Source organism: Ponticoccus sp. (in: a-proteobacteria), assembly GCF_048381735.1.
The window spans coordinates 26,600-51,106 of sequence record NZ_JBLXGL010000006.1; the positions used below are offsets into that span (position 1 = coordinate 26,600).

Annotated in this window: 30 protein-coding genes and 2 tRNA genes; 25 read left to right on the forward strand and 7 right to left on the reverse strand. The window is 69.8% G+C overall.

Translation table 11 applies throughout. The features are described from left to right. Positions 1 to 84: 84 nt before the first annotated feature. The 4 genes from ACN5KJ_RS12140 to ACN5KJ_RS12155 all read right to left on the reverse strand — a co-directional run bounded on the left by ACN5KJ_RS12140 (position 85) and on the right by ACN5KJ_RS12155 (position 2,741). Entirely contained in the window at positions 85 to 537 is a 453-nt protein-coding gene (locus tag ACN5KJ_RS12140) for an SgcJ/EcaC family oxidoreductase (protein ID WP_418594246.1), read from the reverse strand. A 4-nt stretch (positions 538 to 541) separates the two neighbouring features. Continuing rightward, positions 542 to 967 (reverse strand): DUF1178 family protein, encoded by a 426-nt coding sequence (locus tag ACN5KJ_RS12145; protein ID WP_418594248.1) that lies wholly within the window; start codon positions 965 to 967, stop codon positions 542 to 544. Between the two features lie 62 nt (positions 968 to 1,029). Then, a complete protein-coding gene (locus ACN5KJ_RS12150; RefSeq protein WP_418594249.1) occupies positions 1,030 to 2,250 on the reverse strand; it encodes a 3-deoxy-D-manno-octulosonic acid transferase in 1,221 nt (406 codons plus the stop codon). A 416-nt stretch (positions 2,251 to 2,666) separates the two neighbouring features. Then, positions 2,667 to 2,741 (reverse strand) — tRNA-Thr (locus ACN5KJ_RS12155). A 131-nt stretch (positions 2,742 to 2,872) separates the two neighbouring features. On the opposite strand from ACN5KJ_RS12155, the gene ACN5KJ_RS12160 reads away from it, so the two are divergent. The 18 genes from ACN5KJ_RS12160 to ACN5KJ_RS12245 all read left to right on the forward strand — a co-directional run bounded on the left by ACN5KJ_RS12160 (position 2,873) and on the right by ACN5KJ_RS12245 (position 17,280). Then, positions 2,873 to 3,037 carry a hypothetical protein gene (locus tag ACN5KJ_RS12160; RefSeq protein WP_347165456.1) on the forward strand — a complete coding sequence of 55 codons (165 nt, stop codon included), beginning with the start codon at positions 2,873 to 2,875 and terminating at the stop codon, positions 3,035 to 3,037. 9 nt (positions 3,038 to 3,046) lie between these two features. Continuing rightward, positions 3,047 to 4,318, forward strand: coding sequence for a UDP-N-acetylglucosamine 1-carboxyvinyltransferase (gene murA / locus ACN5KJ_RS12165; RefSeq protein ID WP_347165455.1), 1,272 nt, complete (start codon positions 3,047 to 3,049; stop codon positions 4,316 to 4,318). Then, complete coding sequence (locus ACN5KJ_RS12170; protein ID WP_347165453.1) at positions 4,315 to 4,779, forward strand: DUF2948 family protein; 465 nt, start codon at positions 4,315 to 4,317, stop codon at positions 4,777 to 4,779. The genes murA and ACN5KJ_RS12170 overlap by 4 nt, the downstream gene beginning before the upstream one ends. Positions 4,780 to 5,026: 247 nt before the next feature. After that, a complete protein-coding gene (hisD, locus tag ACN5KJ_RS12175) occupies positions 5,027 to 6,340 on the forward strand; it encodes a histidinol dehydrogenase (protein WP_347165452.1) in 1,314 nt (437 codons plus the stop codon). A 199-nt stretch (positions 6,341 to 6,539) separates the two neighbouring features. Beyond that, positions 6,540 to 7,019 (forward strand): UPF0262 family protein, encoded by a 480-nt coding sequence (locus ACN5KJ_RS12180; RefSeq protein WP_418594251.1) that lies wholly within the window; start codon positions 6,540 to 6,542, stop codon positions 7,017 to 7,019. 1 nt (position 7,020) lies between these two features. Further along, on the forward strand, positions 7,021 to 7,464 hold the full coding sequence (locus ACN5KJ_RS12185) for a low molecular weight phosphatase family protein (protein ID WP_347167925.1): 444 nt from the start codon (positions 7,021 to 7,023) through the stop codon (positions 7,462 to 7,464). Between the two features lie 181 nt (positions 7,465 to 7,645). Continuing rightward, positions 7,646 to 8,044, forward strand: coding sequence for a ketosteroid isomerase-related protein (locus ACN5KJ_RS12190; protein ID WP_418594253.1), 399 nt, complete (start codon positions 7,646 to 7,648; stop codon positions 8,042 to 8,044). Continuing rightward, positions 8,044 to 8,625 carry a GNAT family N-acetyltransferase gene (locus ACN5KJ_RS12195; RefSeq protein WP_418594456.1) on the forward strand — a complete coding sequence of 194 codons (582 nt, stop codon included), beginning with the start codon at positions 8,044 to 8,046 and terminating at the stop codon, positions 8,623 to 8,625. Before ACN5KJ_RS12190 ends, ACN5KJ_RS12195 begins: the two co-directional genes overlap by 1 nt. Positions 8,626 to 8,920: 295 nt before the next feature. Then, the gene (locus ACN5KJ_RS12200; protein ID WP_418594255.1) at positions 8,921 to 9,805 is read left to right on the forward strand and encodes a carbon-nitrogen hydrolase family protein; all 885 of its coding nucleotides are present in this window, start codon (positions 8,921 to 8,923) and stop codon (positions 9,803 to 9,805) included. 89 nt (positions 9,806 to 9,894) lie between these two features. Further along, positions 9,895 to 10,113 carry a translation initiation factor IF-1 gene (gene infA / locus ACN5KJ_RS12205; RefSeq protein ID WP_023849011.1) on the forward strand — a complete coding sequence of 73 codons (219 nt, stop codon included), beginning with the start codon at positions 9,895 to 9,897 and terminating at the stop codon, positions 10,111 to 10,113. A 442-nt stretch (positions 10,114 to 10,555) separates the two neighbouring features. Beyond that, the gene (locus ACN5KJ_RS12210; RefSeq protein ID WP_418594257.1) at positions 10,556 to 11,143 is read left to right on the forward strand and encodes a Maf family protein; all 588 of its coding nucleotides are present in this window, start codon (positions 10,556 to 10,558) and stop codon (positions 11,141 to 11,143) included. Continuing rightward, on the forward strand, positions 11,140 to 12,168 hold the full coding sequence (locus ACN5KJ_RS12215; protein ID WP_418594258.1) for a ribonuclease E/G: 1,029 nt from the start codon (positions 11,140 to 11,142) through the stop codon (positions 12,166 to 12,168). Before ACN5KJ_RS12210 ends, ACN5KJ_RS12215 begins: the two co-directional genes overlap by 4 nt. Further along, complete coding sequence (locus ACN5KJ_RS12220; protein WP_347167924.1) at positions 12,165 to 12,350, forward strand: DNA gyrase inhibitor YacG; 186 nt, start codon at positions 12,165 to 12,167, stop codon at positions 12,348 to 12,350. The genes ACN5KJ_RS12215 and ACN5KJ_RS12220 overlap by 4 nt, the downstream gene beginning before the upstream one ends. Further along, a complete protein-coding gene (locus ACN5KJ_RS12225; protein ID WP_418594259.1) occupies positions 12,347 to 13,594 on the forward strand; it encodes an aminotransferase class V-fold PLP-dependent enzyme in 1,248 nt (415 codons plus the stop codon). Before ACN5KJ_RS12220 ends, ACN5KJ_RS12225 begins: the two co-directional genes overlap by 4 nt. 408 nt (positions 13,595 to 14,002) lie before the next feature. Further along, on the forward strand, positions 14,003 to 14,740 hold the full coding sequence (locus ACN5KJ_RS12230; protein WP_418594261.1) for a 5-oxoprolinase subunit B family protein: 738 nt from the start codon (positions 14,003 to 14,005) through the stop codon (positions 14,738 to 14,740). 43 nt (positions 14,741 to 14,783) lie between these two features. Beyond that, a complete protein-coding gene (locus ACN5KJ_RS12235; RefSeq protein ID WP_418594262.1) occupies positions 14,784 to 15,791 on the forward strand; it encodes a biotin-dependent carboxyltransferase family protein in 1,008 nt (335 codons plus the stop codon). Continuing rightward, positions 15,788 to 16,567, forward strand: a complete 780-nt coding sequence (locus ACN5KJ_RS12240; RefSeq protein WP_418594264.1) for a LamB/YcsF family protein — start codon at positions 15,788 to 15,790, stop codon at positions 16,565 to 16,567. The genes ACN5KJ_RS12235 and ACN5KJ_RS12240 overlap by 4 nt, the downstream gene beginning before the upstream one ends. A 236-nt stretch (positions 16,568 to 16,803) precedes the next feature. After that, positions 16,804 to 17,280 carry a Fur family transcriptional regulator gene (locus ACN5KJ_RS12245; protein ID WP_206565127.1) on the forward strand — a complete coding sequence of 159 codons (477 nt, stop codon included), beginning with the start codon at positions 16,804 to 16,806 and terminating at the stop codon, positions 17,278 to 17,280. Between the two features lie 280 nt (positions 17,281 to 17,560). Here ACN5KJ_RS12245 and ACN5KJ_RS12250 read toward each other — a convergent pair. Next, positions 17,561 to 17,644 (reverse strand) — tRNA-Tyr (locus ACN5KJ_RS12250). Positions 17,645 to 17,773: 129 nt separating this feature from the next. Between ACN5KJ_RS12250 and rlmB the strand changes: the two genes are divergently transcribed. The 7 genes from rlmB (at position 17,774) to ACN5KJ_RS12285 (ending at position 22,746) form a co-directional block, all read left to right on the forward strand. Then, positions 17,774 to 18,550, forward strand: a complete 777-nt coding sequence (gene rlmB / locus ACN5KJ_RS12255) for a 23S rRNA (guanosine(2251)-2'-O)-methyltransferase RlmB (protein ID WP_418594265.1) — start codon at positions 17,774 to 17,776, stop codon at positions 18,548 to 18,550. Positions 18,551 to 18,559: 9 nt separating this feature from the next. After that, entirely contained in the window at positions 18,560 to 18,886 is a 327-nt protein-coding gene (locus tag ACN5KJ_RS12260) for a hypothetical protein (protein ID WP_418594267.1), read from the forward strand. 127 nt (positions 18,887 to 19,013) lie between these two features. After that, a complete protein-coding gene (ribB, locus tag ACN5KJ_RS12265; RefSeq protein WP_347165443.1) occupies positions 19,014 to 20,141 on the forward strand; it encodes a 3,4-dihydroxy-2-butanone-4-phosphate synthase in 1,128 nt (375 codons plus the stop codon). Further along, positions 20,141 to 20,692 (forward strand): 6,7-dimethyl-8-ribityllumazine synthase, encoded by a 552-nt coding sequence (locus ACN5KJ_RS12270; protein ID WP_418594268.1) that lies wholly within the window; start codon positions 20,141 to 20,143, stop codon positions 20,690 to 20,692. The genes ribB and ACN5KJ_RS12270 overlap by 1 nt, the downstream gene beginning before the upstream one ends. Further along, complete coding sequence (nusB, locus tag ACN5KJ_RS12275; RefSeq protein WP_347165440.1) at positions 20,689 to 21,162, forward strand: transcription antitermination factor NusB; 474 nt, start codon at positions 20,689 to 20,691, stop codon at positions 21,160 to 21,162. Before ACN5KJ_RS12270 ends, nusB begins: the two co-directional genes overlap by 4 nt. Positions 21,163 to 21,277: 115 nt before the next feature. Continuing rightward, positions 21,278 to 22,180, forward strand: coding sequence for a mechanosensitive ion channel family protein (locus ACN5KJ_RS12280; RefSeq protein WP_418594270.1), 903 nt, complete (start codon positions 21,278 to 21,280; stop codon positions 22,178 to 22,180). Between the two features lie 245 nt (positions 22,181 to 22,425). Continuing rightward, complete coding sequence (locus tag ACN5KJ_RS12285; RefSeq protein ID WP_418594272.1) at positions 22,426 to 22,746, forward strand: hypothetical protein; 321 nt, start codon at positions 22,426 to 22,428, stop codon at positions 22,744 to 22,746. A gap of 439 nt (positions 22,747 to 23,185) precedes the next feature. On the opposite strand, the gene cydX is transcribed toward ACN5KJ_RS12285, so the two are convergent. Both cydX and cydB read right to left on the reverse strand, forming a co-directional pair. Next, positions 23,186 to 23,326 (reverse strand): cytochrome bd-I oxidase subunit CydX, encoded by a 141-nt coding sequence (cydX, locus tag ACN5KJ_RS12290; protein ID WP_347165437.1) that lies wholly within the window; start codon positions 23,324 to 23,326, stop codon positions 23,186 to 23,188. A gap of 11 nt (positions 23,327 to 23,337) precedes the next feature. Next, positions 23,338 to 24,501, reverse strand: a complete 1,164-nt coding sequence (gene cydB, locus ACN5KJ_RS12295) for a cytochrome d ubiquinol oxidase subunit II (protein ID WP_418594274.1) — start codon at positions 24,499 to 24,501, stop codon at positions 23,338 to 23,340. Positions 24,502 to 24,507: the final 6 nt, after the last annotated feature.

The window sequence follows — 24,507 nt, forward strand, 5'->3', positions numbered from 1 at the left end:
TCGCGCGCGATTTACGCAACTGTCGGATAAGAGGCAAGCCTTTTGGACAGAAAGGGGGGCGGTTCCGGCGCGGACGGCCGGGCGTCAGGGGGCGCGGTAGTCCGTCGGCGTGATGCTTTCCCCCTGTGCGACATGGGTTTCCTTGCCGGGCTGGACCTCGGTGTTCTGGGCCGAGACGGCCTGCCAGCCCTTGGGGCCCCGGGCCATGACGAAGCACAGGATGGTCTGGCGGTCCCCGGCGGCGCTGCCATCGGGGGCGCGCTGGCCGCGCAGGGTCAGGCGGCAGCGCACCAGCGCGTGATCGGGCCCCAGGGTGCGGGTCTCGGTCCGGCCCACATGCAGGGTGGTCTGTGCAAAGAAGCTTTTCAGCGCATAGTCGTGCGGTTGGGCGATGGCCGCCCGCCCGTGCCACCACAGCCCGGTGACATTGACGAAATCGCCGTCCTCGGCAAACAGCGCCGCGATCTCCGCGCCGGATCGCGCCTGCCATGCCGCGACAAAGGCCGCGACGATGTCCCCGGCGCGCTTCAGCGCCACCGGCTCAGTTGCTCTTGCGGGTCGGTACGAAGGGCAGGGGCGCGATGGGAATGCCGTCCTCGACCAGCGCCCTGGCCTCTTCGCCGCGGGCCTCGCCCCAGATCGCGCGCTCGGGCGCGTCGCCCTGATGCATGGCGCGGGCCTCTTTCGCGAAATTGCGCCCGACGTAGTCCGAGGTCTTCTCGACATGGGCCTTGAGGGCCGCAAGCGCCTGTTCCGCCGCAGTGCCGGGGCTGCGCAGCGGTTTCGGCGGCTCTGCCGCCTCGGTGCCGTTGACGCGGGGCGCCATCAGCGCCTTTTCCACGGATTCGGAGCCGCAGACAGCGCAGGCCACAAGGCCGGCGGCCTGAAGCTTGTCGAAGGCGGCAGCGGACTGGAACCAGCTGTCGAAGCGGTGGCCCTCTGCGCATTTCAGGCTGTACTGGATCATCGGCCCGATTTCCCTGGCTATCTGTTTGAAAATAAGGATTCCGCGGGCGCGATCAAGGTGAACTATGCGCGCGGCAGATGGTCGGCGAGAAGGTCGCACAGGGTCGAGGCATCCGCCTGCGGGCGCAGCGCCTTCTGCGCCGCCTCTCCGGCCCGGGCCTGGGCCTCGGGGGCGGAGAGGGCGCGCAGGGCATCGGCCAGGGCCACGCCATCCGTGACCGTCACCGAGGCCCCGGCCCGTGCAAGCCGCTCGGCGGCGGTGGTGAAGTTGCGCATGTCCGGCCCGTGCAGCAGCGCCGCGCCGAAGGCGGCGGGCTCGTAGGGGGTATGGCCGCCACGGTCGGTCAGGGTGCCGCCGATGAAGACACGCCCGGCGCTGGCGTACCACAGCGCCATCTCGCCCATGGTATCGGCCAGGTAGACCTGTGCGCCCTGCGGGTCCTGCCCCAGGCTGCGCCGCGCCAGCGTCAGGCCGCGCGCGTCGACCAGCGCGGCAATGGCATCGGCCCGCGCGGGATGGCGGGGGGCAAGGATCAGGCGCAGCCCTGGGTCCTGCGCCAAGAGGGCGGCATGGGCGTCGAGCACCGCCGCCTCCTCGCCCTCGTGGGTCGAGGCGGCCAGCCAGGTGCGGGCGCGGTCGAAGGTGGGGGCCTCGGCGGGCGGCGGCGCGGTGTAGAAGGCCTTGAGGTCGACGGTCGGGCCGAGAACCTCTTGGGACAGGCCAAGCGCCAGCAGGCGCCGGGCGGTGCCGGGGTCCTGCGGCACCACGAGGTCGAGCCGGGTCAGAAGGCGGCGGGCAAGGCGGGGAAAGCGGCCCCAGATCCCTGCGGAGCCCGCGCTCAGGCGGGTGCCGAGGCCGATCACCGGGCCGGGACACAGCAGGATGCGGTTGGGCCAGAGTTCCGATTCGAGCGTGACATGGGCGCGGATCGTCCAGTCGCGGCAGGTGCGCCGGGTGGTCGCCGCAAGATCCAGCGGCGCGGGCCGGACGCTGGTGCGCGGCAGCGCCCAGCCCTGCGCAAGCGCCAGGCCGGTGGCGGTATTGGCGGTGATCAGCCAGTGCAGGTCGGGCCGGGCCGCGACAAGCGCGGCCAGCACCGGTCGGGCCGAGGCAAGTTCGCCGTTCGAGGCACCGTGCAGCCAGACATGCGGGCCCGGCGCCGGATCGGCGACGCGCAGCCTTGCGCAGGCCGCCGCGCGCCCGCCAGCGCGCGCCGCCCGAAACAGGGTGATCAGCGCGAAGAGGCTGGCGAGAAGGCGATAGAGCAGCACGGCGGCACCCATTCTGGCGGCGGTCTGCCGGGGCCATACGGGGGCGGCGGCCCCCTTGGCAAGTCTCGCTGGGGGGCAGGGGCATCGGCGCGGGCCGCTGCGGGTTTGGCTGGCGGGTCGTCCGTCCGGCTGAAAACATCGTGAGGTCGACAGCGGCGCTGGGTGGGCGTTGGGCCCTGCGCCGGTTGCCGGCCGCGCCCGGGGGCCGCGGCTGAGGTCAGGGGCGTTTCGAATCCCGCACCATGCGCAGGAGGGTCTGCACCGGGGCCAGCCGCATGGGCGCATGGGGCCCCCGGATCCTGACGCGGGCCTCGACGGTTTTTCTTTTGCGATGAGCGCCCTGAGCTGCGGTCTTCACGCGATGGATCAAGCCGCAGGTGGCCGCCGGGGGCGTGCCCGGCAAGGCGGTAGTAGAGTCTGGGGGATAATGGTGCTGCTGGAGAGAATTGAACTCTCGACCTCTCCCTTACCAAGGGAGTGCTCTACCTCTGAGCTACAGCAGCGCCGTGGCGGGGCTGATAGACCCAATTTCCGGACCGCGCAAGAGGGCGAGCGAAAAAATCTGAACGGCTTTGCCGGGGAACGGCGGGGCGCAGGCTGGACCCGGTTTCGGCCCTGCGATACAGGAGAAGGCATGGATGGCAAGCAGGGCAAGAGCGGGCGGGCAGCGCCCGCGTCGCGGGACGAGCGGCTGAAGGCGGCGCTGAAGGCGAACCTTGCCCGCCGCAAGGCCCAGAGCCGCGCGCGGCAGGCGCCGAAAGCCGCCGATGCAGCGGATACCGAAAACGACAAGGACTGAGAGGCAGGCATGGATTCCATTCTGGTGACGGGCGGCAACCCGCTGAACGGCGAGATTCCCATCGCGGGCGCGAAAAACGCCTGCCTGACGCTGATGCCGGCGACGCTGCTCAGCGAAGAGCCGCTGACGCTGACCAATGCGCCGCGGCTGTCGGACATCCGCACCATGACCCGGCTGCTCGAGTCGCTGGGCGCCGAGGTGACGGCGCTGAACGAGGGCCGCGTGCTGGCGATGTCCTCGCATGGTGCGATCTCGACCCGGGCCGATTACGACATCGTGCGCAAGATGCGGGCCTCGATCCTCGTGCTGGGGCCGCTGCTGGCGCGTTTCGGCCATGCCGAGGTCTCGTTGCCCGGCGGCTGTTCCATCGGCGCGCGGCCCGTGGACCTGCACCTGAAGGCGATGGAGGCGCTTGGCGCCGAAATGGACCTGCGTGACGGCTATGTCTATGCCAAGGCGCCGACGGGCGGCCTGAAGGGCGGCATCGTCGATTTCCCGCTGGTCTCGGTGGGCGCGACGGAAAACGCCCTGCTGGCGGCGGTGCTGGCCAAGGGCACCACGGTTCTGAAGAACGCCGCGCGCGAGCCCGAGATCGTCGACCTTGTGCAATGCCTGCGCAAGATGGGCGCGCAGATCGAGGGCGAGGGCTCTTCCGAGATCACCATTCAGGGGGTCGACCGGCTGCACGGCGCCACGCATGGCGTTGTCACCGACCGGATCGAGCTGGGCACCTACATGCTGGCGCCGGCGATCTGCGGCGGCGAGGTGACCTGCCTTGGCGGTCGGATCGAACTGCTGTCTGCCTTCTGCGAAAAGCTGGACGCGGCGGGGATTTCCGTCACCGAGGGGCCGCGCGGGCTGACGGTGGCGCGCAAGAACGGTCGCGTGAAGGCAGTGGACGTGGTGACCGAGCCTTTCCCCGGCTTCCCGACCGACCTGCAGGCGCAGATGATGGCGCTGATGTGCACCGCCGAGGGCACATCGGTGCTGGAGGAGAAGATCTTCGAGAATCGCTTCATGCATGCGCCGGAGCTGATGCGCATGGGCGCCCGGATCGAGGTGCAGGGCGGCCATGCCACGGTGACCGGGGTCGAGCGGCTGCGCGGCGCGCCGGTCATGGCGACCGACCTGCGGGCCAGCGTGTCGCTGATCCTGGCCGGGCTTGCGGCCGAGGGCGAGACTCTGGTGAGCCGGGTCTACCACCTCGACCGGGGCTATGAGAACGTGGAACAGAAGCTGTCGGCGCTGGGGGCGCGGATCGAACGGGTGAAAGAGGCATGACAGAGGATGCACGGTTCGAGGATGCCGGCGGGCGGGCGCTGAACCTTGGGGCGCTGGACGCCGATGATCTGGACGTGATCTCGGCGCTGGCGCAGGACGCGGTTCTGCCGGTGACAGAAATTCGCTGGCAGAAGCGGGCAAGGCGGCTGGGCCTGTTGGTGAACCGCTTGCGGCGCGAGGATACGCCGCGCGGCGCGGTCGAGCGGGTGCAGGCGCTGCTGGTGATCGACAACGTGCTGGGGGTTTCGAGCCAGGGCATCGACCGGGAAGACCGCGACCTGGTGCTGTCGGTGCTTTCCGTGAGCTTCGAGCCGGGCGAGGCCCCGGCGGGTGCGGTTGTCCTGACGCTGGCGGGCGACGGCGCCCTGCGCGCCGAGGTCGAGGCGTTGGAAGTGACCCTGAAGGATGTCACCCGGCCCTATGTGGCGCCCTCCGGCAAGCTGCCCGACCACGGCGCCTGAGCCGCTATCGCCGGTTCGGTCCGGTTCGGGCCAGGGAGGGGGCGGTCCTCCGGGCGCGCCCCGACCGCGCGGCCCTGCGGCCCCGCGGCGGCCCACCCTCCAGCCACGCCCCGGAGTTCATCGGGGACGGGGGTGTTTGGGGCGGCCGCGCAGTCAGGTATTTGGGCCAAGAAGAAGCCCAGGGCGCTTGAGGGTTTGCGGCCTGCGCGGTACATCGCCCCGGATCTTGCCGCGAAGGAGGCCCGTCATGCCCGTTTTCCTCGATACGTCCGATGCCGGTTTCGAGCATGGCTTCGCCACGCTTCTGTCGGCCAAGCGCGAGGACAGCCCCGATGTGGACGACGTGGTGGCCGGGATCATCGCGGAGGTGCGCGCGCGCGGGGATGCAGCCGTCTGCGACCTGACCGGGCGCTTCGACCGGCTGTCTCTGACGCCTTCGGAGCTGCGGTTTTCGCCGGAAGAGATTGCCGCGCATGCGGCGCGGGTGCCGGAGGCGGAGCGTGTGGCGCTGGAACAGGCGGCGCAGCGCATCCGGGCCTATCACGTGCGCCAGATGCCCGAGGATGCCTGGTGGACCGATCCGGAGGGCGCCGGTCTGGGCTGGCGCTGGACGCCGGTGTCCGCCGCCGGGCTTTACGTGCCCGGGGGGCTGGCCTCTTACCCCTCGTCGGTGCTGATGAACGCGGTGCCGGCAAAGGTCGCCGGGGTGGAGCGGCTGGCGATCTGCGTGCCGACCCCGGACGGGGTGGTGAACCCCGCCGTCATGCTGGCGGCACAGATCGCCGGGGTGGACGAGGTCTACCGGGTCGGCGGCGCGCAGGCCATCGCGGCGCTGGCCTATGGCACGGAAAGCATTGCGCCGGTCGACAAGATCACCGGGCCGGGCAACGCCTTCGTGGCGGCGGCCAAGCGCCGGGTCTTCGGCAAGGTGGGGATCGACATGATTGCCGGGCCGTCGGAGATCCTGGTGATCGCCGACAGCGACAACGACCCGGACTGGCTGGCGCTGGACCTGCTGAGCCAGGCCGAGCATGACGAGAGCGCCCAGTCGATCCTGATCTGCGACGACGCGGAGTTCGGGCGGCGGGTGGTCGAAGCTGTCGAGGCGCGGCTGGAGACGCTGGAGCGGCGCGCCATCGCGGGGGCCTCGTGGCGCGACTTCGGCGCGGTGATCGTGGTGCGCGACCTGGAGGAGGCCGCGGCGCTGTCGAACCGGATCGCGCCGGAGCACCTGGAGCTCTGCGTGGCCGACCCGGAGGCGCTGGCCGCGCAATGCGTCCACGCCGGGGCGATCTTCCTGGGCGCCTGGACGCCCGAGGCCATCGGCGATTACGTCGGCGGGCCGAATCACGTTCTGCCCACGGCGCGCTCTGCCCGGTTCTCCTCTGGCCTGTCGGTCCTGGATTTCCTCAAGCGCACGACCCTGGCCCGGATGTCGCCCGAAGCCCTGGGCGCCATCGGCCCGGCGGCGGAGGTGCTGGCGCGGTCAGAAAGCCTCGAGGCGCACGGGCTGAGCGTCACGGCACGGCTGCAGCGGCTGAACCGCGGGACCGGGGGCTGAGGGCCTCCGCCCCGTTCCGTCCCGGCCCGTCCCGCCGTTGCCTTGCTGTCCCGAATGCCGGGGGCGCATGCGGGCGGAGGACCGCGAAACCGACCTTCGTATGACGTGACAGGGCGGAAAAACCTGCATAACGCAGTCATCATATTGTCATCGCCTTCCGTGGCACTGTACGATTGCTGCACCTGCGAAAGGCTCGCCCATGTCACATATCGCCCAAATCCAGCTGGACGACGCGAATCTGCCGCCTCCGACACCGGAGATCGAACAGGAGCGCCGGGTCGCCATGTTCGACCTCATGGAGGAAAACCGTTTCGCGCTTCCGGCGCGCGGCGACCGGATTGTGCCGCCCGGCCCCTACAACCTCGGCCTGTCGATCCGTGACAAGCGGCTGGTCTTCGACGTCATGACCGGGCAGGGTGAGAAGGCGGCGGAGTTCCACCTTTCGCTGTCGCCGTTCCGGCAGGTCGTGAAGGATTACTTCCAGATCTGCAAAAGCTACTTCGACGCGGTCAAGACCGCCGCGCCCAGCCAGATAGAGACCATCGACATGGCCCGCCGAGGCATCCACAACGAAGGCGCGCGCATCCTGCAAGAGCGGCTCGACGGCAAGGCCGAGGTGGACGACGCCACCGCGCGGCGGCTGTTCACGCTGGTCTGCGTGCTGCACTTCGGGGGCTGAGTTGGGCGGACTGCCGCAATCCGTGCTCTTTGCCTGCGACCACAATGCCGTGCGCTCGCCCATGGCCGAGGGCATCATGAAGAAGCTGTTCGGGACCGAGGCCTACGTGCAGTCGGTGGGGGTGCTGAACGATCTCGAGATCGACGGTTTCGCCATTGCCGCCTGCGAGGAGATCGGCGTGCAGCTTGCCCGCCACCGGTCGCGGTCCTTCGAGGAGATGGAAGAGATGGGCGAGGCGCTGTCGGGCTTCGACGTGATCGTGACCCTGTCCCCGGCCTCGCAGCGCCGCGCGCTGGAACTGACGCGCTACTATCACCTGTCGGTGGAATACTGGCCGGTCATGGACCCGACCGGCATCGGCGAGACGCGCGAGCAGAAGCTGAACGCCTACCGCCAGACCCGCGACCAGCTGGTGCAGCGGATGAAGGGCAGCTGGTCCGCCTGAGCCGCCCGCCACTCCCTTCGCAAGCCGAGTGGAAGCCGCTTGCAAGCGGCTTTGGCGCCCGCCGCAGGCGTAACCGGCAAAACCGGCAATTGCCCCTTTCGGCTGCCTTGCGCGGCCCCCGGGCCGAAGGCATGGTCGCGCGCGGCTGGCCAGGCGGCCGCCCGTGCAGACAGGAGAGACCATGACCGCCAACGACACCATCCGGCGCTATTTCGATGCCTTCAATGCGGGCGACACCGCAGAGATGCTGGCCTGCCTCGACCCGGAGATCGAGCACCACGTCAACGAAGGACAGATCCGCAGGGGCACCGGGAAATTCGCCGAGTTCTGCGACCACATGAGCCGCTGCTACCGCGAAACCCTCACCGAGATCGTGATCTTCGCCAACGGGGACGGCACCCGCGCCGCCGCCGAATTCATCGTGAACGGCACCTATCTCGAAACCGACGCCGGCCTGCCGGAAGCGAAGGGGCAGACCTACCGCCTTCCCGCCGGCTCCTTCTTCTCGCTGAAGGACGGCAGGATTTCCCGCGTGGTGACCTATTACAACCTCGGGGACTGGGTGCGTCAGGTCTCATGATGCGGGTCGAGGTCCTGACCGGCGCGGCGCTCGACGCCGCGCTCGACGATGTGGCGCGGCTGCGAATCGCGGTCTTCCGCGCCTTCCCCTATCTCTACGACGGCTCGCTCGACTACGAACGCGCCTATCTCGAGACCTACCGCAGCAGCCCCGGCGCCGTTCTGGTCGGCGCCTTCGACGGCGAAAGGCTGGTGGGCGCCTCCACCGGCACCCCGATGGCGGATCACGCCGAGGATTTCGCCAGGGCCTTCGCCGGGCAGGATCTCGACCTGACGACGCTTTTCTACTGCGCCGAATCGGTGCTGCTGCCCGAGTATCGCGGCCGGGGCATCGGCCACCGCTTCTTCGACCTGCGCGAGCACCACGCCCGCGCCCTGGGCAAGACCCACGCCGCCTTTTGCAGTGTCTCCCGCCCCGCCGACCACCCGCTGCGCCCGGAGACCTACGCCCCGCTCGACCCGTTCTGGCGCAGGCGCGGCTATGCCCCGCTGCCCGGCGCGGTGGCACAGTTCCGCTGGAAGGATATCGACCGGACCACCGAGACGGACCACCCGCTGCAATTCTGGATCCGCCGCCTGTGATCCGCTCGTCCCCGGATGTGAACAAGCGCCGCGCCAAGCCAATGCCCTGCGCGTGCCCGCCGTCGTCCCGGCGCCCCGCCGCGCCTCCAGCCCGCACCACCCCGGCTGCCGCCCGTCGTCCCGGCTTGCCGGGGTCACGCGCCCTGCGCTTCTTCTTGGCCCAAATACCTTTTGCGCGGCCCGCCATACGCGAGCGGTCGGCGCGGGGCCACCCGGGCCCCCCATCCTGCAGCAGACGCACATCCGTCTTTTCTGCGCAAAGGCTCACCTCCGCCCTCGCCACGGGAGACCCGGCATGAAGATCGCCACCGCCGCCTACCAGACCTCCTACCTCGCCTCGTGGCAGGACTACGCCGACAAGATCACCGACTGGGTGTCCGAGGCCGCGGGGCAGGGGGCCGAGCTGCTGGTCTTTCCCGAATACGGCGCGATGGAGCTGGCGACGCTCTCGGGCCGCGAGGCGGCGCTGGATCTCGAGGCCTGCATCCATGCCACCGCCGCGCGCATCCCAGACGCGGACGGGCTGCACGCCGAGCTCGCGGCGCGCTTCGGGGTCCATATCCTCGCCGCCTCGGCCCCGGTGATCGACGAGACCGTTGCACCGCGCCCGGTCAACCGCGCGCGCCTCTTCACCCCCGGCGGCGCGATGGGCGTGCAGGACAAGCAGATCATGACCCGCTTCGAACGCGAGGACTGGGGCATCCATCCCGGCGGGCCGCTGCGCCTTTTCGACACGGCCCTGGGCCGGATCGGCATCCTGATCTGCTACGACAGCGAGTTTCCCCTGCTGGGCCGCGCGCTGGCCGGGGCCGATATCCTGCTGGTGCCCTCGGTGACCGAGGCGCTGGCGGGCCATACCCGGGTGCGCGTCGGTGCCCGCGCCCGGGCGCTGGAAAACCAGTGCCTTGCGGTCATGTCCTCGGTGGTGGGCAAGGCCGACTGGTCCGAGGTCATCGACGTCTCGGTCGGGCGCGGCGCGGTCTTCGGCCCGCCCGATACCGGCTTTCCCCCCGATGGCATCCTCGCGCAGGGGGAACTCGACCGTCCCGGGTGGTGTTACGCAGAGGTAGACCCCGGCCTGATCGCCCGCGTGCGCTGTGATGGGGTGGTGCTGAACCGTGCCCATTGGCAGGACCAGGAGGGCCGGGATACGCCCCCCGCCGTCACGGCTTTGCGATAGGGCGAGTTGGGGCTTGAATTTAAGGTTCTGTGGGCGCATATAGGCCCGCGCCCCGCGACAGAGCGCGGGGAGCAGATTCAGGAGAGACCATGGCCAAGGAAGACACGCTCGAATTCCCCGGTGTCGTCAAGGAACTCCTGCCGAATGCGACGTTCCGGGTCGAGCTTGACAACGGCCATGAGATCATCGCGCACACGGCAGGCAAGATGCGCAAGAACCGCATCCGCGTTCTTGCAGGCGACCGGGTTCAGGTCGAGATGACCCCCTACGACCTCACCAAGGGCCGGATCAACTACCGGTTCAAGTAAGCTGCCATCACGGCAGGACGGACAGCGGTCGGGCCCTTGGGCCGGGCCGCTTTTTCGTGTCCGGCCTCAGGGGCGCGCTGCCCGGAACCGGCAGGCCGCGCCGCGCGTCGTCGGGCCGTGGATCCTCGCCCGGCGGTGGGTCTTGGCGGAGCGCCGGGTGCTCTCCGGGCGGTGAGTGCTCGCAGAGCGGTGGACTGTCGCGCAGCGCGTGTTCTCCATGCGCAAGACCTTCGCGTAGCGTCGGCTGTCCCCGAGCGGTCGACAGGGCGCTCCGAGATACCCGCGTGGCCCGTCATCCGGGCCAGGTCCCGGGGCGCGCGCGATCCCGCACTCGCCCGCAGCGCCTTCGGCGGCAGGGTGGCGCGGCCCGGTCCATCCGCCCACCGCCCCCGGATCGCGCCCCGCATTGCCCCGCCTGCGCCGACGCGCTAATCCCTGCCGCATGACACAGCGCCCCCGACTCATCCTTGGCTCCGGCAGCCCCCGGCGGCGCGAATTGCTCGCCCAGCTTGGCATAACTGCCGACGACATCCGCCCGCCCGATATCGACGAGGATCCCGCGAAGGCAGAGCTTCCGCGCCCCTATTGCGTCCGCCTCGCGCGCGAGAAGGCGCTGGCGATTCCCTCTGATGCGGGTGAGATCGTGCTGTCGGCCGACACCACCGTCGCTCTGGGGCGCCGCATCCTCGGCAAGCCCGAAGACGCGGAGGAGGCGCGGCGCTTCCTCGACATGCTTTCGGGCCGTCGTCACCGCGTGATCACCGCCGTCGCGGTGCGGCGGGGCGACCGGATCTGGGAACGCGACGTGGTCACGCAGGTCAGGATGAAGCGCCTCTCGGACGAAGAACGCGAGAGCTACATCGCTACCGAAGACTGGCGCGGCAAGGCGGGCGGCTACGGCATTCAGGGGCCTGCGGGCGCGCTGATCCCGTGGATCTCGGGATCGTTCACCGCCGTCGTGGGCCTGCCGCTGGCGGAAACCGCCAACCTGCTGCGGGCCGCAGGCTATCCCATGGGAGAACAGGCATGAAGGGCAGCACCATCGCTTTGGATCAGTGGCAGGGCCGCGAGGCCGCGGCGCTGATCACCGACGGACAATTGCAGGACCTGCTGATCGACACGGACCTGCCGCGTCCCGGCGCCATCTACCGCGCCGTCGCCGAACGCCCCATGAAGGGGCAGGGGGGGATGTTCCTGAAGACCCCGGACGGCAATGCCTTCCTGCGGCAGGTCAAGGGTCTCTCGCCCGGCGAACCCCTGCTGGTCATGGTCACCGGCTACGCCGAGCCGGGCAAGGCGATCCCGGTCACCCAGCGCCTGCTGTTCAAGTCGCGCTACGCCATCGTCACGCCGGGCGCGCCGGGCATCAACATCTCGCGCGCGATCAAGGACGAGGACATCCGCGATGCGCTGCACGAGGTGGCGCATGACACCCTGCAGGAACGCCCGCTGCCCGAAGGCGCAGGCCTCATTCTGCGCTCCTCCTGCGCCGAGGCCGAGGAGGACGCGATCATGGACGATATCCTCGCCATGGTCTCGCTGGCCGCGCAGGTGCTGGCGGATGCCAGCGGCGGCGCAGAGCTTCTGGTCGAGGGCGACGGCCCGCACGCGCTGGCCTGGCGCGAATGGCCGGTGGCCGATGTGGACGAGGGCGACGGCGCCTTCGAGCGCCATGGCGTGACCGAGATGGTCGAGGCGTTGAAGGGCCCGCGCGTGGATCTTCCCGGCGGCGGCCACATGATGGTCGAACCCACCTCGGCGCTGGTCGCGGTGGATGTGAACACCGGCGGCGACACCTCTCCGGCGGCGGGGCTCAAGGCCAATATGGCCGCCTTCCGCGACCTGCCGCGCCAGCTGCGGCTGCGCGGCCTTGGCGGGCAGGTGCTGATCGACCCGGCGCCCTGTCCCAAGAAGGACCGGCGCCAGCTTGAACAGGCGCTGAAGGCGGCGCTGAAACGCGACACGGTGGAAACCATCGTGGCGGGCTGGACGACGCTGGGCCTTGTCGAACTGCAACGCAAACGCGACCGTGTGGCCGTCAGGGGGCTGCTGTGAGCTGCCCGATCTGCCAGCGCAAGACCGTGACCGAATTCCGCCCCTTCTGCTCGAAGCGCTGCGCGGACGTCGACCTCGCACGCTGGATGACGGGCAGCTATGCCATCCCCTCGGACGATCCCGAAGACATGGAAGAGGCGGCAGAGGCCGTCCTTCGCGAAGAACAAAGGAAACCGCATTGACCTTCTCCCCCGAGCTGCTGTCCGAGATCCGTTCGCGCTTTGCCCACGTCGGCACATGCCCCTTCACCGGCCCGCGGGTCTTCTTCGAGAACGCCGGCGGCGCACTGACGCTGAACGCGGTGGTCGAAACCTCGGCGCTTTTCGCCGCGATCCCCGACAACCAGGGCCGTGACAATCCTGCCGCCAAGGCCCTGCAAGAGGTCATCGACGGCGCCCGCGCCGATGTGGCCGAGTTCTTCAACGCCGAGGGCGGCAAGGTGCTGTTTGGCGAGAGCGGTACGGAACTGCTGTTCCGCCTGATCCGCGACGCCTGCCTCGGCGCGCGGCCCGGCCCGGTGCTGGGCTCGACGCTGGAACACCCCGCCTCGCGCAGCGCCGCCGCGCGCTGGTCGGCGCAGGCGGGCCGCGAACACGTGCTGATCAAGCACGACGACGCCACCGGCACCGTCTCGGCAGAGGCCTACGCGGCCAAGGTCACCAAGGACACCGCCGTGGCGACGATCCTGCACACCTCGCCGGTGACCGGCATGGGCATGGATCTGGCCGCCATCACCGGGGCGATCCGCGCCACGGCGCCGGATGCGCTGATCATCGTGGACGGCATCCAGCACGCCTGCCACGGCGGCATCGACCTCAAGGCGGCGGATGTGGACGGCTACGTGATCTCGCCCTACAAGGTCTTCTCGCGCCACGGCTACGGCATCGCATGGGCCTCGGATAGGCTGACCGCGCTGGCCCATGACGCGCTGATCGGCGCGCCCGAGGGGCAGTGGGAACTGGGCACCCGCGACACCGGCGCCTATGCCACCTTCCGCGAGGTGGTGGCCTATTTCGATTGGCTGGGTGGAGAGGTCTCGGACGAGACCGGCCGCCGCGCCCGGATCGAGGCGGCGGGCCGCGCGATCCACGACCACGAGGCGGCGCTGGCACAGATGATGGTGCATGGGGTGGACAATCTCGCCGGTCTCGCCAGCCTGCCCGGCGTCCAGATCGTCGGCGGCGCCGACAATGCGGCGCGCGAAGGCCTCGTGAGCTTCTGGAAAGAGGGCGTGCCCTCGCCGCAGATCGTCACCGCCCTGAACGAGGCGGGCATCCGCACCCATACCCGCAAGGCCGACCACTACTCGGGCAACGTGCTGGAGCCGCTGGGGCAGGCCGACTGCATCCGCGTCTCCATGGCACATTACAACAGCGCCGACGAGGTCCGCGCCTTCTTGACGGCGATGCAGCAGATCGCCGCCTGATCGCGGGGCAGGGCGCGCCGCGCAACAGGCAGAGCCCGGGCGGGGCCAGGCGCCGCGCCCGGGCCTCCGCTGCCCCGCAGCGGGCCCCGCCCCCCGCGGGCCCGGGGGCATGCGGCACTCCCACCCCCGAGGACGGCATCCCACCGCCCGGCAAGTTGCCATCCCCCGCTTCTTTGGTCTCGAAATACCTCGGGGGGGGCCGCAGGCCGGGGGCAGAGCTCCTTCCACCTCCGCCGCCCGGAGGGCCAGCCCACATCCGGGCGGAACGCCCAGCAGCCTGCCGCTCCCCCGCGCTGGCAGCACCGAAATCGACACCCGGACCGGTGCCCCTCAACCACCACCCCAGGCACCGCCCCAACCCGGACCCGCCCTCTGGACAGCCCCGCCGCCCCGTGATCCCCTGACCGCATGACTGCCGCCGACAGATTCCCGCGCATCGATCCCCTCGGCCTCGACGGGGTGCTCGTGCGGTTTGCCGATACCTTGACCGAGCCCGCCAACCGCGCCGCGCTGGCCTTCCGAGCGGCGCTCGAGCGCGATCCGCCGGAGGCCGTCGAAGAGGTCTCGACCGCGCTGGTCTCCACCCAGCTGCGCTTCGATCCGCTGCACCTGCCGCTGGAGCGGCTGACGGCAGAGCTGCGCCAGCGGCTCGCCGCGCAGGACTGGTACGCCGCGCCGCTGCCGGAGGGGCGACAGCTCCTGCACATCCCCACGCTCTACGGCACCGACCGCGCCCCGCAACTGGCCGAGGCCGCCGCGCTTGCGGGCTTGTCCCGGGCCGAGGCCATCGACCAGTTGTCGCAGGCGCCGCTGCGGGTGACGACCATCGGCTTCGCGCCGGGCCAGCCCTATCTCGGTACATTGCCCGAGGCCTGGGACATCCCGCGCCAGACCGGCCTGACCCCGCAGGTGCCGGTGGGCGCGCTGGTGGTGGCGATCCGGCAGATGGTGCTGTTCTCGGTCTCCACCCCCACCGGCTGGCGCCATGTCGGGCAGACCCATGTCCGCCTCTTCCGGCCGGGGACGGCGAAGCCCTTCCTGCTGCGCCCCGGCGACGCGGTGCGCTTTCCCGCCATCGACCGCGCTGCCTTCGAGGCCATGGGGGCAGCCGGAAAGGACGGCATCACAGCCGAGTCGCTGACATGACCGGGCCCGGCGCATCCCCGCCATGCCACCGGAAGGGCGGGGCATGAGCGTGCTGGAAGTCCTTTCGGCCGGGCCGGGGGTCACCCTGCAGGATGCGGGCCGCCCGGGCTACCTTGCGCAGGGCCTGTCGCGGGGCGGCGCTCTGGACCGGCTGGCCCTTGCCGAGGGCGCGGCGCTGCTGCGCCAGCCCCCGGGCGCGGCGCTGGAAATGATCGGCATGGGCGGGCGCTTTCGGGCCGGGGTGCCGCTGCGGATCGCCCTGACCGGCGCGCCGATGCGGGCCTCGGTGGATGGCGCGCCGCTCGCGTGGAACGCCTCGCATGCGCTGCCCGCCGGGGCGGTGCTGCGCATCGACGGCGGCGGCACGGGTACCTGCGGCATGCTCACCCTCGGCGGCGGCTTCGACCTGCCCTTGGTGCTGGGGGCGGTCTCGGCCCATCTGGCGGCGGGGCTGGGGCGGGCGCTCGAGGCCGGGGACCGCCTGCCGCTGGCCCCCGACCGGGGCGGGCGGACGGGGCTTTGCCTGCCGTCCGACGACCGCTTCGGCGGCGGTACGTTGCGCGTCCTGCCCGGCCTGCAGACCGGGCTCTTTCCCGAAGCCGAGCGCGCCCGCTTCGAGGCCGAGACCTTCACCCGTGACGCCCGCGGCAACCGCATGGGCGTGCGCCTGACACCGGCGGGCGGCGGCTTTGGCCTGTCCTCGGGCCAGAGCATCCTCTCCGAGGCCATCACCCCCGGCGACCTCCAGATCCCCGGCGACGGCGCGCCCTACCTCTTGCTGGCGGAATGCCAGACCACCGGGGGCTACCCGCGCATCGGCACGGTGATTCCCGCCGACCTGCCGCGCGCGGCGCAGGCCGGGCCCGGCACCCGGCTGCGCTTCCGCTTCGTCACCCGCCCCGAGGCGCTGGAGGCCGAGGCGCGCCTGCGCCGCCACCTGGCCGCGCTGCCGGGGCTGGCAACACCGCTGGTCCGCCATCCGCGCGACGTGCCGGACCTCCTGACCCATACCCTGATCAGCGGCGTCACCGCCGGAGAGGAGCTGTCATGAAAACCGTCGACCTGAACGCCGACATGGGCGAAAGCTTTGGCCCCTGGGTGATGGGGCAGGATGCGGCCCTGCTCGAGGTCGTGACCTCCGCCAATGTCGCCTGCGGGCTGCACGCGGGCGATCCGGACGTCATGGCCGCAACCATGTCCGGGGCCGTGGCCCGGGGCGTGGGCATCGGCGCGCACCCCGGCTTTGCCGACCTTCAGGGCTTTGGCCGCCGCCGCATGCACCTGTCAGAGGCCACGCTGCGCCATCTCGTGCAGTACCAGCTGGGCGCCGCGCAGGCCATGGCGCGGGCCTCGGGCGGCAGGGTGCGCCACCTGAAGCTGCACGGCGCCCTGTCCAACATGGCCTCCGAGGACGAGGGGCTGGCGCGCGCCTGCTACGGTGCCGCCCAGGAGGTCGCGCCGGAGGTCATCGTCATGGTTCTGGCCGCGACGGCGCAACAGCGCGCGGCAGAGGCCCTGAACTGCCCCTGGGCGGGCGAGATCTTCGCCGACCGGGCCTATAATCCCGACGCCACGCTGGTCGACCGCAGCCGCCCGGGCGCGGTGATCCACGATCCCGAAGAGGCCGCGACCCGGGTCGCCCGCATGGTCCGCGCGGGCGCGATCCTGCCAGACGAGGGCGCGCCGATCCCCGCCCCGGTGGACACCGTCTGCCTGCACGGCGACGGCGCCACGGCACTGGCCATCGCCCGCGCGGTCCGGGCGCGGCTCGAAGCAGAGGGCATCACGCTTGCCGCCTTCTCCGGCCGCCGGGGGCGCTTCGCCTGAGGCCCGCACCGCCCCGGGGCTTCTCTGGTCCTGAAAGTACCTCATCGCGCCGTCGCAACAGGGGCATCGTGTGACGCAAGCCCCGCCCGCGGCCCGGGGCGGCAGCGGGGGTTTGGGGGCTTCGCCCCCAAGAGGGGATGCGCGCCGCAGGCGCACCGCGGGATCGGGCCCGGCCTTGTCGGCGCCCCTGTAAAGCGGTTATGGTGTTATACTGTATCGCAAGGAAAGGGGCCGCCATGCTTCAGGGATTCGAGCAGCACGATCACGGGACCTGCATCGCCGACGCGATGCGGGCCGCCGAGGACACCTGCTCCGAAAAGGGCCTGCAATTCACCCCCGTGCGGCGCCGTGCGCTCGAGGTGCTCTTGGAAGAGCACCGCGCGCTGGGGGCCTACGAGGTGCTGGACCGGCTGCGCGAGGGCGGCTTCGGTTCGCAGCCGCCGGTGGCCTACCGGGCGCTGGACTTCCTCGTGGCGAACGGGCTGGCGCATCGGGTCGAACGGCTGAACGCCTTCATCGCCTGCGGTCGCCCCGGAGAGCGCCACGCCCCCTGTTTCCTGATCTGCACCGCCTGCGACACGGTGGTCGAGGCGCCGGGCCGCGCCGCCACGGCGGCGGTGCGCGAGGCCGGGGCAGAGGTCGGTTTCGCGGTCGAGCGGGTGGCGGTCGAGGCTCTGGGCCTCTGCCGCGCCTGCCGCGAAGCCGCCGCCTGACCGCGGCGCGCGCCGCCGTCCCCGAAGCCGCGCGGCCAGCCTGCGCGCGTCCCGGAGCGGGGCCTTCATCCAGTTGCAGCTGACCGGGTCGGCAGCGGCTCTCCCGTGATCCGGGATTGAGACCGCCCGACCCCGGCATTGCCCGGCTGACCGGCTTGCTGTCTGCCTCTGAAAAGGGGGGGCATGGCTCCCCCTGGGCAGGACGCTGGGGGGCAAGGATGACACCCGCGCGGCCTAAACGCGCGGTTTCATCACGATTTCAATGCTATGTCTGATAGAATGGTGGGCGACCCTGGAATCGAACCAGGCGTGAGTCGCCTCGAGGGAGTTACAGTCCCCTGCCACACCTTGCGGCCTGTCGCCCACCGGGCGCCGGGACTTGCCCGGCGTGGGGGGTCATTACAGGGGGGCAATTTCCCCGTCAACCGGAAATTCTCTTGGCAAAGCGCCTCTTTCGATGCGAAGGCATGGGTCCGGCGAAAAGGGTCTGATCATGGCGAAGAAACCGAAATGGGTGGTCGAGAAGGAACAGGCGAAAAAAGCCTCGGCGGCAGAGACCGTCTGGCTGTTCGGCCTGCATGCGGTGCGCGACGCGCTGATGAACCCCCGGCGTGAGAAGCTGCGCCTGATTCTGACCCCGAATGCCGCCGACAAGCTGGCCGAGGCCGTCACCGCCGCAGGCATCGAGCCCGAGATTCAGGACCCGCGCCGCTTCAAGGTGCCGCTGGACCCGAACTCGGTCCATCAGGGCGCCGCGCTGGAGGTCAGGCCGCTGGACTGGGGGCGGCTGGAGGATGTGGCCATCGCCAGCGAGGGTGCCCTGCGGCTGGTGCTTCTGGACCGCGTCACCGACCCGCATAACGTCGGCGCCATCCTGCGCTCGGCCGAGGTCTTCGGCGCGCAGGCGGTGATCGGCACGCGCCACCACGCCGCGCCGGAAACCGGCGCGCTGGCCAAGACCGCAAGCGGCGCGCTGGAGCGTCAGCCCTACCTGCGCGAACGCAACCTTGCCGATACCATCGTGGCCCTGCAGGGCATGGGTTATCTGGTGCTGGGCCTCGACGGCGAGGCCGAGGTGACCATCGAAGAGGCGCTGGAAGGCCGCCGCGCCGATCCGGTCGCGCTGGTGCTGGGGGCCGAGGGGCCGGGCCTGCGTCCGAAGACCAAGGAAACCGTGGATCGCCTTGTGCGCATCGATTTCGCCGGCGGCTTCGGCTCGCTGAATGTCTCGAATGCCGCTGCCGTTGCGCTCTACGCCGCGCGCGCCTAGATCGGGGTGATGCAGACCCGGATTGCAACCTGCTGTTACTGCGGCACCCGCGCCGCGCTGGTGCTGGAAGGCGCGGTGCAGCACGAACTGGCCTGCGCATCCTGCGGGGCACCGCTGAGCCGGATGAAGAACCTCAAGACCGGCGCCGACAAACCGCGCCGGGGCAGGGCGCCCGTGGCAAAGGCCGCGAAACGCCCGAAGTCTCCCGCCGACGAGATCCTGCGCGCGCTGGAGGGGCGGAACAAGAAGAAATCCCGCAAGAAAAAGTTCAAGAAGGGGCTGGTGCAGCGGTTCTTCGACGAAGCCTTCGACGTGATCGAGGATATCTTCGACTGATCCCCGCGCCGGGGCGGCACCGTTTTTTGCCCCATGCACAGCCTCTGTGCCGGTCGCTGACCGCTGTTGCCTCTGGCCTTCGCGCGCCGGGTGGCGTATCTGCGCTGCCAAACCTAGCGGAGGCCCCATGGCAGAGTACGAGACCCCCGGCCAAGTCGAAGAAAGCTGGAGCGACGCAATCTCTTCGGTGGAGGAGATTATCGAGGACGCGCGCAACGGGCGCATGTTCATCCTTGTCGACCACGAGGACCGCGAGAACGAGGGTGACCTCGTGATCCCCGCGCAATGGGCGACGCCGGACACGATCAACTTCATGGCGCTCTACGGGCGCGGGCTGATCTGCCTGTCGATGACCGAAGAGCGCATCGGCGAACTGGGCCTGCAACTGATGTCGACGAACAACTCGTCGCGTCATGAAACCGCCTTCACCACCTCGATCGAGGCGCGCGAGGGCATTTCGACCGGCATTTCCGCCGCTGACCGGGCGCGCACCGTGGCCACGGCCATCGATGCCAGCAAGGGGGCGCAGGACATCGCGACCCCGGGCCACGTCTTCCCGCTGCGCGCCCGCAAGGGCGGTGTGCTGGTCCGCGCCGGTCACACAGAGGCCGCGGTCGACGTCGCGCGCCTTGCCGGGCTGAACCCGGCGGGCGTGATCTGCGAGATCATGAACGACGACGGGTCGATGGCGCGGCTGCCGGAACTGGTGGCCTTCTCTCAGAAACACGGGCTGAAGATCGGCACCATCAGCGACCTCATCGCCTACCGCCGCCGCAACGACAACCTCGTGCGGGTGCGCAGCGAAGAGACGGTGCAATCCGAGTTCGGCGGCGAGTGGCAGATGAAGATCTACACCGACGAAAGCCATGGTGACGAGCATATCGTGCTGATCAAGGGCGATGTTTCCGGCGATGCGCCGGTGCTGGTGCGGATGCACGCGCTTGACCCGATGCTGGACGTCGTGGGCACCGGGCCCAAGGGCCGCTCCGGCGAGTTTGCCGCAGCGATGCAGGCCGTGGCGGACGAAGGCCGCGGCGTCGTGGTCCTGCTGCGCGACACCTCGATGAAGCTGGACGCGCACGAAGGCGTGTCGCCCAAGACCCTGCGACAGTACGGGCTTGGCGCGCAGATCCTGTCGTCGCTGGGGCTGTCGAAGCTGGTGCTGCTGACCAATTCGCCCTCGCCGAAGATTGTCGGCCTCGACGCCTATGGGCTGGAGATCACCGGCACCCGCAAGATCTCGGAGCTGGGCTGATGGCGTCGAACGAAGAGCACTACACGCTGCCGCGCGCGGCATTCGACAAGCCCGTGAAGGTGCTGATCGTCGTGGCGCCCTATTACAAGGCCATTGCCGATGAGTTGGTGAAGGGTGCGCAGGCGGAAATCGAGGCTTCGGGCGGCTCGCACGAGACCATCGAGGTGCCCGGCGCGCTGGAAATCCCCAGCGCCATCGGCATCGCCGAGCGGCTGTCGAACTTCGACGCCTATGTGGCCTTGGGCTGCGTGATCCGGGGCGAGACGACCCATTACGACACGGTCTGCAACGATTCCTCGCGGGCGATCACGCTGCTGGGGCTTCAGGGGCTGTGCATCGGCAACGGAATCCTCACGGTCGAAAACTACGAACAGGCCCGGGTCCGGGCCGAATCGCAGGGCCAGAACAAGGGCGGCGGCGCCGCTGCGGCTGCGCTGCACCTGCTGGCGATCACACGGCAATACGGCGCGGACCGCAAGGGTGTCGGCTTTCGCGCAACACCCGACGAGCTGAAGATCGCGGGCGAGGGGAAAGGGCCGGCCACCGCATGAGCCAGATTTCGGGCAACCAGAGGCGCAAGATGAAGTCCGCCTCGCGGCTTTATGCCGTGCAGGCGCTGTTCCAGATGGAGCATTCCAGCCAGAGCGCCGACAAGGTGCGGGGTGAGTTCCTCGAACACCGCTTCGGCGCGGTGACGCCCGAAGGCGACGAGATGCTGGACGGCGATATTCCCCTGTTCACCAAGATCCTGAACGAGGTCGTGAACTGGCAGGCGAAGATCGACCAGATGACCGACCGCGCCATCGTGGCGAAGTGGAAGATCGACCGGATCGACCCGACCCTGCGGGCGCTGTTCCGTGCGGCGGGGGCAGAGCTGGTGGCCACCGACACGCCGCCGAAGGTGGTTATCGTGGAATATGTCGAGGTCGCTGCCGCCTTCTTCCCCGAGGGGCGCGAGCCGAAGTTCGTGAACGCCGTGCTCGACCACATGGCCCGCGAGGCAAAGCCCGAGGCATTCTGACGCGGCGCCTGCCCGGTGCGCCTGCCACGGAGGACGGACCGCGGGCGGGGCACCGCGCCCCCGCGCCCTGCCGGGCCGCGTGGAACCCGGGACGGTTTGTCGCGTTCATCCGGGGATGGATGAAATCGACGCGCTGCTGCCGGGCGATGTAACCGGCACCCTGACCAATCAGCTGACCTTCTGGGTCGAAGGGGCGGTCGCCGCCGGGCCCCGGCTGGGCGTGGCGATCCTTGTCCTGACGGTCACGGCGCTGGTCGCCTGGCTCTTTCGCGGCGTTCTGGATCGGGTCGGGCGCCGGGCGCGCTTCCGGCGCAACCTGGTCGATGTGCTCAAGCTGATGTCGAATACGACGATCTGGCTGCTGGGCATCCTGATGGCACTGACGGTGGTCTTTCCGACGATCACCCCGGGCAAGGCCCTGACGACGCTGGGGCTGGGATCGGTGGCCATCGGTTTCGCCTTCAAGGACACCTTCGAGAACTTCCTTGCGGGTATCCTGATCCTGCTGCGCGAACCCTTCCAGATGGGCGATTTCATCGAATGCGAAGGCGCCGAGGGCAAGATCGAGCGCATCACGATCCGCGACACCCACATTCGCCAGACCGACGGGCAGCTTGTCGTCGTGCCGAATGCGCAGCTGTTCCACAACCCGGTGACGGTGCGCACCAACCAGGAGGTGCGGCGCACCTCGATTGTCTGCGGCGTGGCCTATGGCGAGGACATCGACCGCGCCCGCGCCGTGATCTACAAGGCGGTCCGGGAGGTGGACCTTGTGCGCGACGACGTGCGCGACGTGCAGGTCTTCGCCATGGCCTTCGGGGCCAGTTCCATCGACTTCGAGATCGCGTGGTGGACCGGCTCGCTGCCGGTGGACATCCGCCGCTCTCGCGACAAGGTGGTGGCGGCGATCAAGCGGGCGCTCGACGAGGAGGGGATCGAGATCCCCTTTCCCTACCGCACGCTCACCTTCAAGGAACCGCTGGCGCTGCACCGGCGCGAGGAGGCGGACGATGGCTGAGGCAGCTGTCTGCCACCGGCACCGGGGAGGCGCGCCAGGGCTGGTCCTGCGCCACCATATGCCACACCCCGAACCCGGTGGACCGCGCTTGCATTTGGCCGGGGTTGTCATATTCTGACTATGGAATGACAAAGCGGTTCGGGCGCAACCCGGGACAGGCAGAGCCGTCCGGCCCCCGGCGTTTACGGGGCATTCGTGTCACGGGACGGCCCCGGGAAGACCCGAAACGCAGTGGGAGCCTCGCCATGCCGCGCCTGATCCGGTTGTACATCCTGCAAACACTCGCGGGCTTTGCCCTGTCGGCGGTCTTCGTCGGCATATTGCTGTGGTTCAACGTGGCGAATCTGCGCCACCTGATCGGCGGCAGCGACATCGGGCTTCTGGCCCTCTTCCTGCTGTGGCTGTTCAACGGGATCGTCTTTGGCGGCGTGCAGTTCGGCATTGCGATCATGCGCATGGCCCGAAGCGACAGCGGCAGCGGCGGGCGACGCCAGCCGCTGGCACAGCCGGTGCGGGCCGAAAGCCCGGCGCGTCCGCGCCGTCGCGACCTGCTGCGCCGTCTCTGACCGGAAATGCGAAAGGACCCCCGCGCCGGGTGGCACGGGGGTCCTTTATCGCAGCGGCGGGAACCGCAGCGACCGTATGGGTGACGCATTCCCGAGGACCTGTATATACAGGTGGGCGCCGGGTAACTGGACCACGGCCCAATCAGAGCCAGCTCCCTCGGATTTGCTTAAGGCCACCGGAATGTACCCGTGTAACGAGAAGAGCAGAACCCGCCGCTGACGGAGGTATGGCGGCAGGCAGGTTTTGACAAGGGGGCCGGGGGAATTGTCGGGGCCGGGCGCGATCCCCTGCCGCCGGCTGGGTCAACCGCGCTCCTTCCGTTGCCCGCATCCGCTTGCGGTATCCGAGGGCACGGGGCGCCCCGGGTCGGGCATGCGGCGGGTCGGTGGCAGGGACGCTGCCGGTGCGGCCTGACGACGGCACCGGCAGCGTCAGGCGTCAGTCCTGATCGAAGCCCCGGTCCTCGGCGTCGGCCTCGGCGGCGATGGCGGCATCGGTGCGCAGCTCCAGCCACATGGCGTTCATGACGGCGAAGAGGGCGGCAAGCGGGAGGCCGAGAAGCCAGGCGAAATACCACATGGCCTGTCCTTTCAGTAAAGCGTTTCGGAATTGCCGGTGACGTCGTCCTCGGTCACCTTGCCCCAGAGGACGCGGTAGACCCAGGCCGTGTACATCAGGATCAGCGGCAGGAAGATCGCCGTGCAGACCAGCATGATGAACAGCGTCAGGTGCGAGGAGGAGGCTTCCCAGACCGTCAGCGAACTGTTCGGGTCCACGGTCGAGGGCAGGATGAAGGGGAACATCGTCAGCCCGACCGAGGAGATCACGCCAAGGATGCCCAGTTTCGAGAACAACAGGGTCGAAACCTCGCGCCCCGCCTTCAGCCCCAGGATCGCCAGCGCCATGCCCGCAAAGCCCATGATCGGCGCCACCATGATCCAGGGCCGCGCGCCATAGGCATCCAGCCAGGACCCGCCGCGCACCACCTCGGACAGCAGCGGGTTCGACGGCCCGTCGGTCACGACCTCGCCCGCGAAGGCGAAGCCCTCGACGCCCATGGCCAGCCACAGTCCGGCCAGCGCGTAGCCGCCCGCCGCGATCAGCCCCGCCTTCACGCCGATGGCACGGGCGCGGTCCTTGACCGGACCCTCGGCCTTGACCGAGAGCCACGCGGCGCCGTGCATCAGCAGCATCGAGATCGAAACCACCCCGCAGAGCAGCGCGAAGGGCCGCAGGAGGCCGATGAACTTGCCCAGGAACGACCCGTCGTAGCGCGCCATCAGGTCCGGCGTCAGGTGGAAGGGCACGCCCAGAAGCACGTTGCCCACCGCCACGCCGAAAAGCGTCGCGGGCACCGCGCCGCCCGCAAACAGCGCCCAGTCCCAGCGTTCGCGCCAGACCGGGTCCTCGCGCTTGGACCGGTACTTGAAGGCCACCGGGCGCACGATCAGCGCCGCGAGGATCACGAACATCGCAAGGTAGAAGCCGCTGAAGGACACCGCGTAAAGCGGCGGCCAGGCGGCGAAGATCGCCCCGCCGCCGAGGATGAACCAGACCTGGTTGCCTTCCCAGACCGGGCCGACGGTGTTGATCGCCACGCGGCGCTCGACATCCGTCCTGGCCACGAAGGGCAGCAGCGCGCCGACCCCCATGTCGAAGCCGTCGGTCAGCGCGAAGCCGATCAGCAGCAGGCCCACGAGGACCCACCAGATCACCCGCAGCGTTTCGAAGTCGATAAGCTCAGAGAGGATCATGGCCGG

Excerpts from the sequence above, each read along its gene's own strand:
- ACN5KJ_RS12145 (WP_418594248.1), bottom strand. The coding sequence starts at position 967 with ATGATCCAGTACAGCCTGAAATGCGCAGAGGGCCACCGCTTCGACAGC.
- ACN5KJ_RS12150 (WP_418594249.1), bottom strand. The coding sequence starts at position 2,250 with ATGGGTGCCGCCGTGCTGCTCTATCGCCTTCTCGCCAGCCTCTTCGCG.
- ACN5KJ_RS12160 (WP_347165456.1), top strand. The coding sequence starts at position 2,873 with ATGGATGGCAAGCAGGGCAAGAGCGGGCGGGCAGCGCCCGCGTCGCGG.
- murA (WP_347165455.1), top strand. The coding sequence starts at position 3,047 with ATGGATTCCATTCTGGTGACGGGCGGCAACCCGCTGAACGGCGAGATT.
- ACN5KJ_RS12170 (WP_347165453.1), top strand. The coding sequence starts at position 4,315 with ATGACAGAGGATGCACGGTTCGAGGATGCCGGCGGGCGGGCGCTGAAC.
- hisD (WP_347165452.1), top strand. The coding sequence starts at position 5,027 with ATGCCCGTTTTCCTCGATACGTCCGATGCCGGTTTCGAGCATGGCTTC.
- ACN5KJ_RS12180 (WP_418594251.1), top strand. The coding sequence starts at position 6,540 with ATGTCACATATCGCCCAAATCCAGCTGGACGACGCGAATCTGCCGCCT.
- ACN5KJ_RS12190 (WP_418594253.1), top strand. The coding sequence starts at position 7,646 with ATGACCGCCAACGACACCATCCGGCGCTATTTCGATGCCTTCAATGCG.
- ACN5KJ_RS12195 (WP_418594456.1), top strand. The coding sequence starts at position 8,044 with ATGCGGGTCGAGGTCCTGACCGGCGCGGCGCTCGACGCCGCGCTCGAC.
- ACN5KJ_RS12200 (WP_418594255.1), top strand. The coding sequence starts at position 8,921 with ATGAAGATCGCCACCGCCGCCTACCAGACCTCCTACCTCGCCTCGTGG.
- infA (WP_023849011.1), top strand. The coding sequence starts at position 9,895 with ATGGCCAAGGAAGACACGCTCGAATTCCCCGGTGTCGTCAAGGAACTC.
- ACN5KJ_RS12210 (WP_418594257.1), top strand. The coding sequence starts at position 10,556 with ATGACACAGCGCCCCCGACTCATCCTTGGCTCCGGCAGCCCCCGGCGG.
- ACN5KJ_RS12215 (WP_418594258.1), top strand. The coding sequence starts at position 11,140 with ATGAAGGGCAGCACCATCGCTTTGGATCAGTGGCAGGGCCGCGAGGCC.
- ACN5KJ_RS12230 (WP_418594261.1), top strand. The coding sequence starts at position 14,003 with ATGACTGCCGCCGACAGATTCCCGCGCATCGATCCCCTCGGCCTCGAC.
- ACN5KJ_RS12235 (WP_418594262.1), top strand. The coding sequence starts at position 14,784 with ATGAGCGTGCTGGAAGTCCTTTCGGCCGGGCCGGGGGTCACCCTGCAG.
- ACN5KJ_RS12240 (WP_418594264.1), top strand. The coding sequence starts at position 15,788 with ATGAAAACCGTCGACCTGAACGCCGACATGGGCGAAAGCTTTGGCCCC.
- ACN5KJ_RS12245 (WP_206565127.1), top strand. The coding sequence starts at position 16,804 with ATGCTTCAGGGATTCGAGCAGCACGATCACGGGACCTGCATCGCCGAC.
- rlmB (WP_418594265.1), top strand. The coding sequence starts at position 17,774 with ATGGCGAAGAAACCGAAATGGGTGGTCGAGAAGGAACAGGCGAAAAAA.
- ACN5KJ_RS12260 (WP_418594267.1), top strand. The coding sequence starts at position 18,560 with ATGCAGACCCGGATTGCAACCTGCTGTTACTGCGGCACCCGCGCCGCG.
- ribB (WP_347165443.1), top strand. The coding sequence starts at position 19,014 with ATGGCAGAGTACGAGACCCCCGGCCAAGTCGAAGAAAGCTGGAGCGAC.
- ACN5KJ_RS12270 (WP_418594268.1), top strand. The coding sequence starts at position 20,141 with ATGGCGTCGAACGAAGAGCACTACACGCTGCCGCGCGCGGCATTCGAC.
- nusB (WP_347165440.1), top strand. The coding sequence starts at position 20,689 with ATGAGCCAGATTTCGGGCAACCAGAGGCGCAAGATGAAGTCCGCCTCG.
- ACN5KJ_RS12280 (WP_418594270.1), top strand. The coding sequence starts at position 21,278 with ATGGATGAAATCGACGCGCTGCTGCCGGGCGATGTAACCGGCACCCTG.
- ACN5KJ_RS12285 (WP_418594272.1), top strand. The coding sequence starts at position 22,426 with ATGCCGCGCCTGATCCGGTTGTACATCCTGCAAACACTCGCGGGCTTT.
- cydX (WP_347165437.1), bottom strand. The coding sequence starts at position 23,326 with ATGTGGTATTTCGCCTGGCTTCTCGGCCTCCCGCTTGCCGCCCTCTTC.
- cydB (WP_418594274.1), bottom strand. The coding sequence starts at position 24,501 with ATGATCCTCTCTGAGCTTATCGACTTCGAAACGCTGCGGGTGATCTGG.